Here is a 14,946-nt window from a genome sequence, read left to right as displayed (position 1 = left end):
ATTATGCTGCATGTTTCACTTTATAAATAATACTTGCAACAAGCGAAGCAGGTATTGTAAATACGTTACTTTGATAATGGTAATGTATTTGAGATTCTTCATAAGACATGTTGTCATATAATTCGTTTTGTGACACATTCATTTTCTTCTGTTTTTCTTTGAGTATTTTAATGTAGTTATACTGTATTGGGACGAGAATGATGAAATAGGCTAATACGATTAGTGAAATCCAAATCATTATGAACACTCCCTTATAAAGAATATTTATATATGATAATTATATCAACAAATAGAAAAAATAACCATTTTTAATTGGGGCTAATTTTCTTCTAGAAATGCGAACAGTTCCTCTTGGTTGCTTAAATTGCGATCAATACATGTTTGTGCAACACATTTTAACCCTTGTAATAATGCTTCTATGTGCAAAGTATCGTACTGAATTGTATTTCCCTCTATCATCGTTTCGTCTTTGTCTAAGTCAATCATAACATAATCGAATCGTTCGACTAACTCTAAATCCCCTACAGTAGTATATTCCAAATGAACCACTCCTCATTGTGTAAGTGTATGTTGTAATGCTTTCGCTACAGTTGGGGGTATTCCTTGTTATATGTCACATAAGTGTAAAAATAACTATTATAGGGCAATGTCATGTATAATAGAAAGAAAAGGCTTGTGAGGGGGGAAAAGAGATGATCGTTCTTTGGATAATTACGCTTTGTATGACTGCTATTTTTGCATATATGACGTTAAAACAAAATGGTTTAAAGCGATTTGTTCCAGGAAGTATTCTTGCGGGAATTGCCCTTATCACGTATGTAATTTCTATTTTTATTGAAAGTGTATCGGCGGAAATGAGCACAAGTTTAATGTTTATCGGTATTACACTATTTGCAAGTAGTATTATGGTACTTATGGTTGCTGGTATTATTTTATTTATTCATATGAATTCGGAAACGTTATAGCATATAGAAAAGGCATGTCCCTAAGGGGCATGCCTTTTTATCCGTTCAATTATGCTCTATCTTTAGAAGAGTTTTGTTGTTTTAATAAGTCGCGAATTTCGCTAAGAAGAACTTCTTCTTTTGTTGGTTCTGGAATTTCTTCCTCTTTTTCTTCTTCTTTTTTAGATGTTAGTTTGTTGAACACTTTAACAAACATAAAGATAGAAGCTGCAATAATTAAGAAATCAAAAATTGTTTGGATGAAGTTACCATACATAACAGCAGATTTACCGTATCCAAAGTGTAAACTTGTAAAGTCAACGCCACCTAATACCATACCAAGTAATGGTGTAATAATATCTTTTACTAAAGAACTAACGATTTTACCGAATGCAGCACCGATTACAACCCCGACAGCTAAATCAACGACATTCCCTTTGAAAGCGAACTTTTTAAACTCGTTCCACATGTGTTAATCCCATCCTTTCCACGATTCATTATGAAATTTATAATTCCTATCAACATATTCTATAGAAATTTGCGTGAGAAATAAAGGGGAAATGGGAATGAAAGTAAATTCTGAAAAATGTATCCGTTTTAATTTTTACTTGTAGCGTCCAGTAGGGATTGCAGCAGTTGCTGCGTTTTTAATCCTTCTAATCCATCTACAACAGGCTTTGTATCTCCTTGTACACATGCAATAAAATGATGAACAGCATCTTCAAAACCACGTTGTTTTAACGTCGTATCCCATGATGGGGAACCAATTTGAGAAACTGCATTTTCTTGCTCAACTTCAAATGTGTTCATGTTTTTTACGCGAATGATTTTTCCTGTTGTGACAAGTTCAATTTGTTCTAAATTTGTACCGGCATGGCGGTGCATTGCGGTAGAAAGTAACATTCCATTTGCAGTTGTATATGTATGATGTCCGTAAAGAAGTTCATTCTTTTCATTGATTTGCATCATATTATGAACGACGTTAAGCTCATCGTTAGCTAACCAGCGAGCAGTATCTACAATATGTAAGTAATCATCTAACATCGTAAAGTCGTACGTATATGGCCCGACTTTATTTGTGCGGTGCTTTTCAATTCGGATCCATGAAATATGATGAGCTTGCTCTTTTGCCGCAACATACATAGGAACGAAGCGGCGATTAAATCCAACCATTAACTTTCGGTTATACTTTTCGCTTAACTCGACTAGTTTCTCAGCTTGTTCCACTGTAGCAGCTAGCGGCTTATCAACATAAACATCGATTCCTTTTTTCAGAAGTTCAGAAACGATTTCATAATGCGATGCAGTTGAACTATGAACGAAGATGGCATCGCATTCTGAAGCTAATGTTTCAATAGAATGGAAGTCTTGTATGCGGTATTGCTGGCAAACTTGTTTCCTTTTCTCTGCATTAGGTGTAAAAGCCCCTACAAAATTCCAATCTGTTTCTTTTGTAAGTGTTGGAAGATAGGCTTTTTGTGCGATACTTCCAAGTCCAATCATCCCAATTTTCGGTTTGTTCATATGTATTCCCACCCTATTCATATTGATATAACGAGTTAAATGTAGCATAGAGCGGGGGAGGAAGGCAAAAATTAGCTTTTTACTTATATCCTTTTAGCAAAATCTTTTCTATCTCTTTAAAGTTATGAGCATGTTGCAATGGAGGGAACATGATTACGGTTGTCCACATTTGTAACTGTAAGTAAAAGGATATATAAGGTAATTTATGTTAAAATATAAAGAGGGATAAAACATCTCTGCTAATACGCACGATGGTTTGAAGGGGAGTGCAACATTTTGGGGGCTGAATTAAAGGATAATAAATCAAACAAGATCTTAAGGATTGGAACTAATATTATAATTATTTTATTAATTATTGGTGCAATACAAATGTTTTATGATGACGATTATACGAATGATCATTTCGGCTGGTTATTTTTGGTGTTAGGTTGGATAGTTAGAAGCATTTTTAATATTACGAAAGGTTTGAAAGAAGGAGATAAAAAGTCAGTGTTGCTTGATGTAGGTTTGGTGCTCTTTTCCTTTTATCTTTTATTTTTATATAGTACGAAATATTTCTTCTGAAAAGAAAGCTCATAGTCTTATAGAGGCTGCGAGCTTTCTTTAATAATAACAGTACTAGTGTAACGATTTATAAAATTTTTGAGTAGTAGAAATAAATTGAGCAGCTTCTTCTAAAAAAGGATAATGATTACTCTCTTCAAATATCACAAAAATAGAATTGCGTATGCCCTCATGCATCTCGATAGAATACTGAATCGGGCACTGCACATCGTGTCGTCCGCATATAATAAGCGTCTTTGTTTTCATAGAAGGTAAATGATCTCGTAAATTAAATGCTGGATATTCGTGAGAAAAAGCATTCATTCGGTTAGCAGACATTGTTTTTTGGATTGGCTTATCAAAATAAGAGTTGTAGTTTTCCGGTTTATATAAAGATAATTTTGTTCGTTTAGTAGATAGTTCTTTCCGTCCTTCACTTGTAAGGTGAGGGCTTTTTAAGTTTTCAATGAGCTGTTGCATATAATGAAACTGAGGATGTTCCGGATAATAAATGCAATAGGGTGTTTCGGTGTAGTTGCTTGCCGCGGCTCCCACCACGACTAATGATTGTAAGGAGTTTGGATAGGTAATTGCATATAAAATCCCAAGCATACCACCTGTTGAATGGCCGGCGAAATGCCATATTGGAAGTTGTAATGCTTCTCGTATTGCTTCTAAGTCGTGAGCCGTTTCAATCATACGTAATTCTTTTTCTGAATTGGCTTTTGCCGAGTTACCAGCATCTCGTAAATTAATGAGAAATACACGATGCGTAGAAGTGAAAACATCCGCAAAGTAATCACCAGTTTCATTAAATTGTGAATAGTGATGTGTAATACAAAGCGGTTCGCCACTGCCTTTAGTAAAAAGTTCGAATGTGCCACGTTTCGTGTGGATCATTTGTTGTGTCCACATAATATCACGACCTTTTTTATTAGTAACTTAAAATATATCAGCGATTTTTCGAATATATCGACCACAACTCGAACTATATCGGCGATTCGACACAGAATATCGATTTACCAACAAAAAACGACATGGGTAGTAATTATACAAATAAAAGGAGGCTATTCAAAAACGAGCCTCCTTTTCGTTTAGTACAAAGATTTTGTCATATTATTCCGAATAATTTCAAGAGATTTCGCTACAGTTAATGCATTCTTTTCTTCAATTTCTGGTTTACGGGGGATAGGTTTATACATGTTGTCTGGATCTTCCCATGTGAGGGGAAGTTCTGTTTCTGCTTGTCCTTTCCAAGCGTCAATCCATTCTGGAGGGAGATAACCTGAGATGTTTTGGATGTTGTTCATTTCGAGCCAAATGAGTGCCCAAGCTCTTGGGACGACGCGCCAGTGGTCATAGCCACCACCGCCGACAGCAATCCAGCGACCTTCGCAATATTCATTAGCAATTTCGCGAGCGAGCTTCGGTATTTCACGGTAAATATTCATCGTTGCGCAAAGGTGTGTAAGTGGATCGTAGTAATGTGCGTCAGCGCCATTTTGCGTTAAAATAATATCCGGTTTAAAGTATGCGGCCACTTCTTTTACGACAGTTCGATAGGAATCTAAAAACGATGCGTCTTCTGTAAAAGCATCGAGTGGAACGTTAAAAGAATAACTATAGCCATTCCCTTGTCCGCGTTCATTTACAGCGCCAGTTCCAGGGAATAAATATCGACCAGTTTCATGTAGTGAAATGGTGCATACGTTGGGATCGTCATAAAAAGACCACTGTACACCATCACCGTGATGAGCATCTGTATCAATATATAATACGCGTAAACCGTATTTCTTTTGAATATATTTCATTGCGATAGAACTATCGTTATAAATACAAAAGCCAGATGCTTTGCCGCGGAAGCCGTGATGTAAACCGCCTCCTAAATTAAGCGCGTGTTTTACTTTCCCGGAAAGAACAGCATCGACAGCTGTTAATGTACCGCCAACGAGTAATGCGCTAGCTTCGTGCATATTTGGAAACATAGGTGTATCTTCTGTTCCGAGTCCATATGTCATCGCAATTGATTTTTCTAACTTACCTTCTCCAGCACGTTTTACCGCATTTATGTACTCCTTTGTATGAACGTAGGCGATCTCTTCATCTGTAGCCATTCGTGGTGCGATGATTTGGGAAGGAGAGATGAAACCACCCTTTTGTAATAAGTCATACGTAAGTGTGACGCGCAGTTGGTTAAAAGGATGATCAGGGCTAAATGAATAGCCCCGAAAGTCATCCGAATAAATAAACGCGCTACTCATGCTTGCATCCCCATAATGTTCGGCCATAATACGCGGTAGCCTTCTGCTTCAAGTGTATCAATCACTTTTAGCGGATTCATCGTTTGAATGCGGAAAACGAGTACTTTATCATTCTCATCTTTTGCTGGGTAGACGAGAACGCTCACGATATTTATTTGTAAATCACTAAAAATAGCAACTACTTTTCCGAGAATACCAGGTTCGTTTTTTACTTGAATTTCGATTTGTGAACTTGGTTGATGTGCTCCTGTTAATTTCACTAACGTGTGCAGTACTGTAGATTCAGAAATGATTCCAACTAACTTTCCAGCCTTTGTAACAGGAAGACAGCCAATTTTATTTTCAAAAAATAAAGTAGCAATTTCCTCAACGAAATCGAGAGGATGGCAAGTCATAACAGGATGTTTCATAATCAGTTCAAGCGGTTGCTTCAGCATATCGAGTGAAACTTGTTCATCTAAAATAGACGGACTTGCATCTCTTACATCCCGATCAGAAATAATGCCTACGACATGATTATTTTGATCGACAATTGGAATGTGCCGAATGCCTTTCGTACGTATGGTTCGGATTGCTGTTTCGATTGTATCGTTTGGATGTAGCGTCACTACATCTTGATTCATAATTTCTTCTACAATCATTCCAGTTGCCCCCTTTATTAATACATAAAACGATTGTGAAAACGTAGACGATCAAATGCTTGAATAGAATCCGTATCAACGCGTTTACCGATGCGGACCATTAAACAGTTAGCAGGATGTGAACAAATTTCAGGATCATCTGTAGCCATCCATTGTAACCCGCCAGCATTCATCATCTTTTCCATTACTTTTCGGTACTCCCAAACATTTAAGCCTGTTTGTTTTAAATCCCAGTGCCAATAATATTCAGTCGTCAATATAATGTAATCTTCCATATAATCGTCCATCATTGAAACTTCTAATAAGTTCTTTCCGACAGCGCAACCACGGAAGGCAGGGACAACTTCAATCGCCCCGAGTTCAATTAAGTTTTCCATTTTTCCTTCTGACCATCGTTCAAGTGGATCAGGATACAAGTATGTAACATATCCAACAATCGTTTGGTCATGTCTAGCAATAATGAGACGAGCTTCTGGCAATTTAGAAATTTCGACAATTGCTTTATATTGCTGCTCGGCAGGACGAAACGCAATTAAGTCTGGATGAAACTCATACATTTCTAAGTTATGTGTAGAGACAGGCCCTTCAATAATTAAAGTGCCTTTCGCTGTTTTTAAGTTTCTAGCATTATATATTTTTTTATGAATCAATGTATTGCTCACCACCTTGAGGGTTTGTGAATCTATTCATATCGTACTTTATAATATATGCGATGTGAATCGAAATTTGTCATTAAAAATTTGTCTAAAAATCAACAAATATACTGAAAATTTTAAATAATGTTATTATAATGGATAATAGAATACATAGGAGGGGGATGTAAAGTATGAAAGTAGAAACGCTTCCTGTCATTAAAGGAGAAAATAATTTGCCGAATTATGATGAGGCATACGCAAATTTTAACTGGGAAGAGGTTAATAAAAACTTTACTTGGAATGAAACAGGCCGAGTAAATATGGCGTATGAGGCAATTGATAAGCATGCGAAATCCGATCGAAAGAATAAAGTAGCCCTTTATTATCAAGATGGATCGCGAAAAGAGAAGTATACATTTAAGGAAATGAAGGATTTTTCTAATAAAGCAGGAAACGTCCTGAAAAATTATGGCGATGTAGAAAAAGGCGATCGCGTTTTTATTTTTATGCCGCGTTCCCCAGAGTTATATTTCGCACTTCTCGGTGCAGTGAAATTAGGGGCAATTGTTGGTCCGTTATTTGAAGCATTTATGGAAGGTGCAGTTCGCGATCGTTTAGAAGATAGCGAAGCGAAGGTGTTAATTACTACACCTGAATTGTTAGAGCGTGTACCATTAAATGATTTACCAGCTTTAAAAACAGTTTTCCTTGTTGGAGATAATGTAGAAGAAGGCGGTAAGACGGTAGCGTTCAACCCTTTATTTGAACAAGCTTCAAAAGAATTACATATTGAATGGTTAGGCCGTGAAGACGGTTTAATTCTACATTACACGTCTGGTTCTACTGGTAAGCCAAAAGGTGTGCTTCATGCGCAAAACGCAATGGTTCAGCACTATCAAACGGCGAAATGGGTATTAGATTTAAAAGAAGATGATGTATATTGGTGCACAGCTGACCCAGGCTGGGTAACGGGAACTGCTTACGGTATTTTCGCACCGTGGTTAGTTGGAGCATCAAATGTTATTTTAGGCGGACGCTTTAGTCCAGAAGCTTGGTATGAAGCGCTGCAAGATTACGGTGTAACAGTTTGGTATAGCGCACCAACAGCTTTCCGTATGTTAATGGGTGCTGGACAAGATGCAATTAAAAAATATGATTTATCACAAGTACGCCACGTGTTAAGTGTTGGTGAACCGTTAAATCCAGAAGTAATTCGCTGGGGTATGAACGCATTTGGACTTCGTATTCATGATACGTGGTGGATGACAGAAACAGGTGGACAAGTTATTTGTAATTACCCTTGTATGGAAATCCGTCCAGGTTCAATGGGGAAACCAATTCCAGGTGTGAAAGCAGCGATTGTTGATAATGAAGGAAATGAAGTACCTCCATACACAATGGGTAACTTAGCAATTGGCAAAGGCTGGCCAGCTATGATGCGTGGAATTTGGAATAACAAGCAAAAATATGAGTCTTACTTCATGCCGGGTGATTGGTACGTATCAGGTGACTCTGCATACATGGATGAAGATGGATACTTCTGGTTCCAAGGACGTATTGACGATGTAATTATGACATCAGGTGAGCGCGTTGGACCATTTGAAGTAGAAAGCAAATTAATCGAGCATGCTGCTGTTGCAGAAGCTGGTGTAATTGGTATTCCTGATCCGGTGCGCGGCGAAATCATTAAAGCATTTATCGCACTTCGAGCAGGATACGAACCATCTGAAGAATTAAAAGAAGAAATTCGTCAATTTGTAAAGAAAGGTCTAGCAGCTCATGCAGCGCCAAGACAAATTGAATTTAGAGATAAATTACCGAAAACGAGAAGCGGTAAAATTATGCGCCGCGTATTAAAAGCGTGGGAGTTAAACTTACCAACAGGTGACTTATCAACGATGGAAGATTAAGAGAGAAAGGTCTGAACGAAATAATGTTCAGGCCTTTCTTTTTGTAAATAATAAAGGAGTTAACGTAGATGAAGATGAAGATACCAAATTTAGAAGGAGACATAGTATACTTACGCTCTGTAGAACCGGAAAAGGATCACACTGAGTGGTATGAGGTAATGAAAGATCCTGATATGCATCGTTGGACAGCGAATACGATCCCGAAAGATGGTAATGAAATGAAAGAGCTGTTACATACTTATAAAAATTTGAAAGATATTATAGCTTGGTCAATTATAATGAAACACTCAAAGGAAATGGTAGGGACATATTGGATCTCTGTGCCAACGGTGGATGAAAATAAAAAGTTAATTGTGAGGGCAGAGGCTCAGCGGATTGCACGTAAGTTTTGGCGTACAGGTGTCAATCGAGAAGCAAGGAATTTAATATATAATTACTTATTTTTAACTTTAGATGTAGATGAGATCCGTGCGCAGGCTTGGGATAAAAATATCAATTCATGCAAATCTATGGAGCAAATAGGATTTAAATTGGAGAAACAAGTGGAGTGCTTATTCCCTAAATACAATAAAATGTTTTTAGAAAATCATTATGTATTATATAAAAAGGATTGGTTTGCATAAAAGATTATAGTAAAAAAATAAAATAATATTTGAACGAAGCACCTTCCTCGTCTGTATACATTTATGAAAGAATAGATGAGGGAGGCTTTTTTATGTCTAATAAATTACTTCTTACTTTTGCATTCATTGGAACTATAGTTGTGTTTTCTTGTGGTCTATTATTACCGATGCCAATCGGATTTAAAGTGTCGATGATTACAGCTGGGGTTATGATGATTGTTATGTTTTCCATCATTATTCCGTTTGATAGAAAACATATCGTACGGAAAAATGGATATAAAATTGATTTTACAAAAACAAAGGTGTATTTTCGCTGGAATGTATTTGATACAATTTCGGCTTGTCTTGCAGTGTATGCATGTATATGTGTGCAAGCATTAAATATTTTAGTTTCAACCGGCGAGACAATTCAAAATCCGTACGTTCAATTTTTTACGAATCAATCACAAGTATGGATTATTGTCGCAAGTTGCTATTTAATTTCCCGTATTTCATTAACGTTAAAAGGAATAAAGGAGATCAAAAATCATGGCGCAGATTGGGATTGAGGAGGAACTTATGCTTGCGTATCAAAGTGGAGATAAGCAGGCTGGGGAAAAACTATACGTTTTAATCAAACCAGCGCTATACACATTTTTATATCGATTTAACCGAGATGAACAATTGAGTATCGATCTTGTCCAAGATACGTTTTTGACGCTAGAGCGTAAGAAACATATGTATGAACCTGAAAAAGGTAAAATAAAAACGTATTTATTTCAAATCGGTTATCGTCTTATGATTAATAAATTAAATAGGAGAAAAAAGTGGCGTACGCTTTTGCCGTTTTTAGTGCCGATTCAGGAAAAAGAATTTTCTCACGAAGATCGGCTCACAGTAAGAGAAGCAATTTTGAAAGTTCCAGAAGAGCAAAGAGCAGTCCTAATCCTTTCTTATTATCATGACATGCAGCAAAAAGAAATTGCAGAGGTATTAGATATTCCGGTGGGAACGGTGAAGTCGAGACTTCATAACGGGATAAAGAAATTGAAACAATTGCTGGAGGTGGATGAAATTGAGCGAAAATCCCTTTAAGAATGAATATAAGTTAAAGCAACATTTAGATGGTGACCATGTAGAAATACCGGATTTTCCAAAAACGGTAAGTCGATTCGATCGATTAATCGGGTTTCTTGGTTCCCCGGCGAAAGATCCTGTGGAGGCTACGCTTGGGAATGATTTATCAATTGTGTTTCATGTATCGTTATTAGTTGGGGTTCCAATTCTTTCTCTGATTACGATGCTCTTTATGACGCTGTAAAGGATTGGCAAGGAGAGAAACCTGACCTCTATTTGACACGCCTATATAAATGATGGTATAAAGAAAAGTATATGAATAATTGAGCGTGGAAAGGGAGAAGTAGTGATCATTTCCCTGTTTTAGAGAGCTGATGGCCGGTGAAAATCAGCACATAGATGATCGCGAATTACGCCCCTAGAGCATCTTTTTTCGATTGAATTGTATTCAAAAGGGAAGAGACGGTGCTAAGCCGTTATGTAAATAAGGTGGTAGGCTTTTTTTGGTCTGCAACTAGGGTGGTAACGCGATAATCAAAATCGTCCCTTATTTGAAGGGGCGATTTTTTTATGTTTTTAACCTTCACGCCAGTAATGAACTTAAAGGAGAGTATGTAGGATATGGGTATTTTACAAGATCTTGAATTTCGCGGTCTAATTAATCAGCAAACTGACGCTGAGGGCCTTGAGCAATTATTAGAAAAAGAAAGCGTTAAATTATACTGTGGTTTCGACCCAACAGCGGATAGCTTACACATCGGTCATATGTTACCAGTATTAATGTTACGTCGTTTCCAATTAGCTGGTCACCAACCAATCGCACTTGTTGGCGGTGGTACTGGTATGATCGGTGACCCAAGTGGTAAAAAAGCAGAACGTACATTAAATACGAAAGATACAGTTGCTTACTACACAGAAAGTATCAAAAACCAACTTTCAAACTTCTTAGAGTTCGAAAACGTGGACAACCCGGCAACAATGGCTAACAACTATGACTGGCTTGGTAACTTAGATGTCATTTCATTCTTACGCGATATCGGTAAAAACTTCGGTTTAAACTATATGTTAGCAAAAGATACAGTAGCATCTCGTTTAGAAACTGGTATTTCATTTACTGAGTTTAGTTATATGATTTTACAATCATACGACTTCTTAAACTTATACCAACACCATAATTGCCGCTTACAAATCGGTGGTAGTGACCAATGGGGTAACATTACAGCTGGTCTTGAATTAATCCGTAAATCAGAAGAAGATGCAAAAGCATTCGGTTTAACAATTCCACTTGTTACGAAATCTGACGGTACGAAGTTTGGTAAAACAGAAGGCGGCGCAATTTGGTTAGACCCAGAGAAAACAACTCCTTACGAGTTCTACCAATTCTGGATTAACACAGATGACCGCGACGTTGTTAAATACTTAAAATACTTCACATTCTTATCTCATGAAGAAATTCTTGAGCTTGAAAAGCAAGTAGCTGAAGCACCAGAAAAACGTGCAGCACAAAAAGCATTGGGTGCAGAAATGACAAAACTTGTTCACGGCGAAGAAGCATTAGAGCAAGCGATTAAAATTTCAGCTGCATTATTCAGCGGTTCTGTAGCAGAACTGACTGCAAGTGAAATCGAGCAAGGATTCAAAGACGTACCATCTGTAGAACGTACTGCAGAAGATACAGTATTAATCGACTTACTTGTAGAAAGCAAAATCTCTCCATCAAAACGTCAAGCACGTGAAGATGTAACGAACGGCGCAATCTACGTAAACGGTGAGCGTACACAAGCATTAGACTACGTTGTAACAGAAAACGACCGCATCGAAGGTAAATTCACAATCATTCGCCGCGGTAAAAAGAAATATTTCTTAATTCGTTACTAATTAGAAACGAATATAAACAAATAGTACCCCGAATTGTAGGCTGAAAAGTTTATGATTCGGGTTTTTTATGTATGGGTTTAAATTGCCGGATCTTTTCTTTTAAATAGAACATAAAGAATTAATATGAGCATATAAAGTAAACTAATAAGCATAACGATAAATGCTGTTGGATAAAATTTTGCTGCATATATAAAGAAGTCGATTTGATAAATATCTTCGTAATTTGAAACGGTGCCTTTGAAGTAATTTGTAAACTTAGCGCTATATTTCCATTCATCAGGATAATCTATCAAATTACTTCCCTGATACCAACTCATAAGTGCCGAAGTAATAAATAGCATACATGCACTGCCTAACTGAACCATTTGGTTTATTGTCAAAAGAATCCACCTCCTATTTAATGGTTATTATAGCGTGCATTCATATGTCTGTAACCATTTTGTTGTAATCTCCTTTTCGAGTTCATACGGAAATCACATGTAAGCGGTATGATAAATGTATAACAACTAGAAAGGAGTGGTAAAACGAAATGTCACTAGAAGCGCTCATTATTTTTTCTTTGCTAAATGCGGGTCAGCTTGCAGAGAATTCGAAGGTGGATGTACATAAAGAGCAGAAAGATGCTTATGTATATGTTCAGAAAGAGGAAAATAAATAATTTTATTTTATATATAAACGAAAAAAGCCAATCCACAGGATTGGCTTTTTGTCATTAACGAGAGTAGAACTCTACGATTAATGCTTCGTTGATTTCAGCTGGTAACTCAGCACGCTCAGCGTGACGAGTGTAAGTAGCTTCTAATTTGTCAGCATCGAAAGTTAAGTATTCTGGTACGAAGTTGTTAACTTCGATCGCTTCTTTAACAACAACAAGGTTGTTAGATTTTTCGCGAACGCTGATAGTTTGACCAGGTTTTACACGGTAAGATGGGATATCTACGCGAGCGCCATCAACCATGATGTGACCGTGGTTTACTAATTGGCGAGCTGCACGACGAGTGCGAGCTAAGCCCATACGGTAAACTAAGTTGTCAAGACGAGCTTCAAGAAGGATCATGAAGTTTTCGCCGTGCTTACCAGGCATTTTACCTGCTTGGTCAAATGTGCGACGGAATTGACGCTCAGTCATGCCGTACATGTGACGAAGTTTTTGTTTCTCTTGTAATTGTAAACCGTATTCTGAAAGTTTCTTACGTTGGTTAGGACCGTGAGGACCTGGTGCGTAAGGGCGTTTTTCTAATTCTTTTCCTGTGCCGCTTAGAGAGATTCCAAGACGACGAGACAGTTTCCAAGCTGGACCTGTATAACGAGCCATAGTTGACTCCTCCTTTAAAATGTTTTTATTTACGTAAAATAAAAACAGACGTAATCGATATTTACGGGCATTTTGTTTTCATGTACCTTCGCTCCAGCAGCAGGGAGTTACGAGATACACCTCCGTAGAGGAACAAAATACAAACGATAAACTCACATTACAAGGCTGCCTTTTTATTTTACACAAACGCTATTATATCTTTTACCCAGAGTTTCGTCAAGCGAGTACGTTTTTGTTTTATGCATATAAATTTTGGAAATGAACAAGAAGGAATTTAAAACGATATAAAAGAAGAGATAGAAACACAAATAAAACGCTTACATAAAATGTAGTAAAAACGTTCATCAAATTTTTGTTGATGAATATGCGGCAATAAAAACATAAAAGGGGATGTTTTTATGAAAAAGAAGCATATGGAGACAGCGTTAATTCATCACGGTTATACATCAGAGGAACATAAAGGAAGTTTGACACCGCCTTTATTTCAAACGTCTACATTTACATTTGAAACTGCGCAGCAAGGAGAAGCGAGTTTTGCGGGAGTGGATCCATCTTATATTTACTCAAGACTTGGAAATCCAACTGTGAAATTATTTGAAGAACGTATGGCGGTGTTAGAAGGAGGAGAAGAAGCGCTTGCTTTCGGATCCGGTATGGCAGCTATTTCCGCGACGTTAATTGGTTTTTTAAAAGCTGGAGATCATATTATTTGTTCAAATGGATTATATGGATGCACGTACGGCTTTTTAGAAGTGTTAGAAGAAAAATTTATGATTACGCATTCGTTTTGTGATATGGAGACAGAGGCTGATATTGAAAATAAAATTCGTCCAAATACAAAGCTTATTTTCGTTGAAACGCCGATTAATCCGACAATGAAATTAATTGATTTAAAACAAGTGATTCAGGTTGCAAAGAGAAATGGTTTACTTGTAATTGTTGATAATACGTTTTGTTCACCTTATTTACAAAGACCGCTTGAACTTGGCTGTGACGCCGTTGTTCATAGTGCGACAAAATATATTGGTGGTCACGGTGATGTGGTAGCGGGTGTAACAATTTGTAAAACGAAAGCGTTAGCTGAAAAAATTCGCCCGATGCGAAAAGATATCGGCGGTATTATGGCGCCGTTTGATGCATGGTTATTGTTACGCGGATTAAAGACGTTAGCGGTAAGAATGGATCGCCATTGTGATAATGCAGAAAAAATTGTATCGTTCCTAAAAAATCATGATGCGGTAGAAGATGTTTGGTATCCAGAAGGGGAGTTAGCATCTCGCCAAATGAAACGTGGGGGCGGCGTTATATCTTTTTCAATTAAAGGCGGGAAAGAAGAGACGCAGGCGTTTATTAATGACCTTCACTTTATTACAATTGCGGTAAGTTTAGGAGATACGGAAACGTTAATTCAGCACCCGGCAACAATGACGCACGCTGCGATTCCAGCTGATTTAAGACAAGAAATGGGCATTTATGATAATTTAATACGTTTATCTGTCGGTTTAGAATCGTGGGAGGATATCGTTTCTGATTTAGAGCAAGCGTTAAAGAAAATATCTACGGTTAGTAATCAATAAAAAAAGAGCTAGCTATCGGTTTTGTACGTAATGTACTTA

General features: G+C 37.2%; 20 protein-coding genes and 1 other annotated feature. Of the genes, 10 read left to right on the top strand and 10 right to left on the bottom strand.

Annotated elements, in window-relative coordinates:
* Window position 1: 1 nt before the first annotated feature.
* Both AC0NJG_RS23935 and AC0NJG_RS23930 read right to left on the bottom strand, forming a co-directional pair.
* Window positions 2-238 (bottom strand): DUF3949 domain-containing protein, encoded by a 237-nt coding sequence (locus AC0NJG_RS23935; protein ID WP_139866418.1) that lies wholly within the window; start codon window positions 236-238, stop codon window positions 2-4.
* A gap of 80 nt (window positions 239-318) precedes the next feature.
* The gene (locus AC0NJG_RS23930; protein ID WP_088326030.1) at window positions 319-540 is read right to left on the bottom strand and encodes a hypothetical protein; all 222 of its coding nucleotides are present in this window, start codon (window positions 538-540) and stop codon (window positions 319-321) included.
* A gap of 152 nt (window positions 541-692) precedes the next feature.
* Between AC0NJG_RS23930 and AC0NJG_RS23925 the strand changes: the two genes are divergently transcribed.
* The gene (locus AC0NJG_RS23925) at window positions 693-965 is read left to right on the top strand and encodes a DUF3917 domain-containing protein (RefSeq protein WP_048551339.1); all 273 of its coding nucleotides are present in this window, start codon (window positions 693-695) and stop codon (window positions 963-965) included.
* Window positions 966-1,014: 49 nt separating this feature from the next.
* On the opposite strand, the gene mscL is transcribed toward AC0NJG_RS23925, so the two are convergent.
* Both mscL and AC0NJG_RS23915 read right to left on the bottom strand, forming a co-directional pair.
* Window positions 1,015-1,413 (bottom strand): large conductance mechanosensitive channel protein MscL, encoded by a 399-nt coding sequence (gene mscL / locus AC0NJG_RS23920; RefSeq protein WP_000267012.1) that lies wholly within the window; start codon window positions 1,411-1,413, stop codon window positions 1,015-1,017.
* Between the two features lie 128 nt (window positions 1,414-1,541).
* Window positions 1,542-2,468: a Gfo/Idh/MocA family protein gene (locus tag AC0NJG_RS23915; protein ID WP_474063537.1), complete on the bottom strand. Its 927-nt coding sequence runs from the start codon at window positions 2,466-2,468 to the stop codon at window positions 1,542-1,544.
* Between the two features lie 276 nt (window positions 2,469-2,744).
* On the opposite strand from AC0NJG_RS23915, the gene AC0NJG_RS23910 reads away from it, so the two are divergent.
* Window positions 2,745-3,032 (top strand): hypothetical protein, encoded by a 288-nt coding sequence (locus tag AC0NJG_RS23910; RefSeq protein ID WP_474063536.1) that lies wholly within the window; start codon window positions 2,745-2,747, stop codon window positions 3,030-3,032.
* A gap of 54 nt (window positions 3,033-3,086) precedes the next feature.
* On the opposite strand, the gene AC0NJG_RS23905 is transcribed toward AC0NJG_RS23910, so the two are convergent.
* The 4 genes from AC0NJG_RS23905 to acuA form a co-directional block, all read right to left on the bottom strand.
* Window positions 3,087-3,926 (bottom strand): alpha/beta fold hydrolase, encoded by an 840-nt coding sequence (locus AC0NJG_RS23905; RefSeq protein ID WP_474063535.1) that lies wholly within the window; start codon window positions 3,924-3,926, stop codon window positions 3,087-3,089.
* 179 nt (window positions 3,927-4,105) lie between these two features.
* Entirely contained in the window at window positions 4,106-5,272 is a 1,167-nt protein-coding gene (gene acuC, locus AC0NJG_RS23900; protein ID WP_474063534.1) for an acetoin utilization protein AcuC, read from the bottom strand.
* Window positions 5,269-5,913: an acetoin utilization AcuB family protein gene (locus tag AC0NJG_RS23895; RefSeq protein ID WP_087954084.1), complete on the bottom strand. Its 645-nt coding sequence runs from the start codon at window positions 5,911-5,913 to the stop codon at window positions 5,269-5,271. The genes acuC and AC0NJG_RS23895 overlap by 4 nt, the downstream gene beginning before the upstream one ends.
* 17 nt (window positions 5,914-5,930) lie before the next feature.
* The gene (acuA, locus tag AC0NJG_RS23890; RefSeq protein WP_000581384.1) at window positions 5,931-6,563 is read right to left on the bottom strand and encodes an acetoin utilization protein acetyltransferase AcuA; all 633 of its coding nucleotides are present in this window, start codon (window positions 6,561-6,563) and stop codon (window positions 5,931-5,933) included.
* A gap of 176 nt (window positions 6,564-6,739) precedes the next feature.
* On the opposite strand from acuA, the gene acsA reads away from it, so the two are divergent.
* From acsA to tyrS, 6 genes are all read left to right on the top strand, one after another.
* Entirely contained in the window at window positions 6,740-8,458 is a 1,719-nt protein-coding gene (gene acsA / locus AC0NJG_RS23885) for an acetate--CoA ligase (RefSeq protein WP_000862052.1), read from the top strand.
* A 74-nt stretch (window positions 8,459-8,532) separates the two neighbouring features.
* On the top strand, window positions 8,533-9,081 hold the full coding sequence (locus tag AC0NJG_RS23880; RefSeq protein ID WP_474063539.1) for a GNAT family N-acetyltransferase: 549 nt from the start codon (window positions 8,533-8,535) through the stop codon (window positions 9,079-9,081).
* Window positions 9,082-9,173: 92 nt separating this feature from the next.
* Window positions 9,174-9,629, top strand: a complete 456-nt coding sequence (locus tag AC0NJG_RS23875; protein ID WP_308902001.1) for a hypothetical protein — start codon at window positions 9,174-9,176, stop codon at window positions 9,627-9,629.
* The gene (locus AC0NJG_RS23870; protein ID WP_000057192.1) at window positions 9,610-10,155 is read left to right on the top strand and encodes an RNA polymerase sigma factor; all 546 of its coding nucleotides are present in this window, start codon (window positions 9,610-9,612) and stop codon (window positions 10,153-10,155) included. The genes AC0NJG_RS23875 and AC0NJG_RS23870 overlap by 20 nt, the downstream gene beginning before the upstream one ends.
* Complete coding sequence (locus AC0NJG_RS23865; protein ID WP_474063533.1) at window positions 10,136-10,381, top strand: hypothetical protein; 246 nt, start codon at window positions 10,136-10,138, stop codon at window positions 10,379-10,381. Before AC0NJG_RS23870 ends, AC0NJG_RS23865 begins: the two co-directional genes overlap by 20 nt.
* 77 nt (window positions 10,382-10,458) lie before the next feature.
* Window positions 10,459-10,688: a binding site (T-box leader), on the top strand.
* Window positions 10,689-10,758: 70 nt separating this feature from the next.
* The gene (gene tyrS / locus AC0NJG_RS23860) at window positions 10,759-12,015 is read left to right on the top strand and encodes a tyrosine--tRNA ligase (protein WP_001994474.1); all 1,257 of its coding nucleotides are present in this window, start codon (window positions 10,759-10,761) and stop codon (window positions 12,013-12,015) included.
* Window positions 12,016-12,092: 77 nt separating this feature from the next.
* Here tyrS and AC0NJG_RS23855 read toward each other — a convergent pair whose 3' ends face one another.
* The gene (locus tag AC0NJG_RS23855; protein WP_140421144.1) at window positions 12,093-12,395 is read right to left on the bottom strand and encodes a YjdJ family protein; all 303 of its coding nucleotides are present in this window, start codon (window positions 12,393-12,395) and stop codon (window positions 12,093-12,095) included.
* Window positions 12,396-12,544: 149 nt separating this feature from the next.
* Here AC0NJG_RS23855 and AC0NJG_RS23850 point away from each other — a divergent pair, with 149 nt between their 5' ends.
* Window positions 12,545-12,673, top strand: coding sequence for a hypothetical protein (locus tag AC0NJG_RS23850; RefSeq protein ID WP_000050944.1), 129 nt, complete (start codon window positions 12,545-12,547; stop codon window positions 12,671-12,673).
* Window positions 12,674-12,727: 54 nt separating this feature from the next.
* Here the strand turns inward: AC0NJG_RS23850 and rpsD are convergent, their stop codons facing one another.
* On the bottom strand, window positions 12,728-13,330 hold the full coding sequence (gene rpsD / locus AC0NJG_RS23845) for a 30S ribosomal protein S4 (RefSeq protein WP_000135311.1): 603 nt from the start codon (window positions 13,328-13,330) through the stop codon (window positions 12,728-12,730).
* Window positions 13,331-13,728: 398 nt separating this feature from the next.
* On the opposite strand from rpsD, the gene megL reads away from it, so the two are divergent.
* Window positions 13,729-14,907, top strand: a complete 1,179-nt coding sequence (megL, locus tag AC0NJG_RS23840) for a methionine gamma-lyase (protein WP_087996642.1) — start codon at window positions 13,729-13,731, stop codon at window positions 14,905-14,907.
* Window positions 14,908-14,946 lie beyond the last annotated feature (39 nt).

This window comes from Bacillus sp. SSR7 (assembly GCF_055902415.1).
Note: the sequence above shows the minus strand (reverse complement) of the source record. Positions and strands in the feature narration are given on the sequence as shown.

Excerpts from the sequence above, each read along its gene's own strand:
- AC0NJG_RS23935 (WP_139866418.1), bottom strand. The coding sequence starts at position 238 with ATGATTTGGATTTCACTAATCGTATTAGCCTATTTCATCATTCTCGTC.
- AC0NJG_RS23925 (WP_048551339.1), top strand. The coding sequence starts at position 693 with ATGATCGTTCTTTGGATAATTACGCTTTGTATGACTGCTATTTTTGCA.
- mscL (WP_000267012.1), bottom strand. The coding sequence starts at position 1,413 with ATGTGGAACGAGTTTAAAAAGTTCGCTTTCAAAGGGAATGTCGTTGAT.
- AC0NJG_RS23915 (WP_474063537.1), bottom strand. The coding sequence starts at position 2,468 with ATGAACAAACCGAAAATTGGGATGATTGGACTTGGAAGTATCGCACAA.
- AC0NJG_RS23905 (WP_474063535.1), bottom strand. The coding sequence starts at position 3,926 with ATGTGGACACAACAAATGATCCACACGAAACGTGGCACATTCGAACTT.
- acuC (WP_474063534.1), bottom strand. The coding sequence starts at position 5,272 with ATGAGTAGCGCGTTTATTTATTCGGATGACTTTCGGGGCTATTCATTT.
- AC0NJG_RS23895 (WP_087954084.1), bottom strand. The coding sequence starts at position 5,913 with ATGATTGTAGAAGAAATTATGAATCAAGATGTAGTGACGCTACATCCA.
- acsA (WP_000862052.1), top strand. The coding sequence starts at position 6,740 with ATGAAAGTAGAAACGCTTCCTGTCATTAAAGGAGAAAATAATTTGCCG.
- AC0NJG_RS23880 (WP_474063539.1), top strand. The coding sequence starts at position 8,533 with ATGAAGATACCAAATTTAGAAGGAGACATAGTATACTTACGCTCTGTA.
- AC0NJG_RS23875 (WP_308902001.1), top strand. The coding sequence starts at position 9,174 with ATGTCTAATAAATTACTTCTTACTTTTGCATTCATTGGAACTATAGTT.
- AC0NJG_RS23870 (WP_000057192.1), top strand. The coding sequence starts at position 9,610 with ATGGCGCAGATTGGGATTGAGGAGGAACTTATGCTTGCGTATCAAAGT.
- tyrS (WP_001994474.1), top strand. The coding sequence starts at position 10,759 with ATGGGTATTTTACAAGATCTTGAATTTCGCGGTCTAATTAATCAGCAA.
- AC0NJG_RS23850 (WP_000050944.1), top strand. The coding sequence starts at position 12,545 with ATGTCACTAGAAGCGCTCATTATTTTTTCTTTGCTAAATGCGGGTCAG.
- rpsD (WP_000135311.1), bottom strand. The coding sequence starts at position 13,330 with ATGGCTCGTTATACAGGTCCAGCTTGGAAACTGTCTCGTCGTCTTGGA.
- megL (WP_087996642.1), top strand. The coding sequence starts at position 13,729 with ATGAAAAAGAAGCATATGGAGACAGCGTTAATTCATCACGGTTATACA.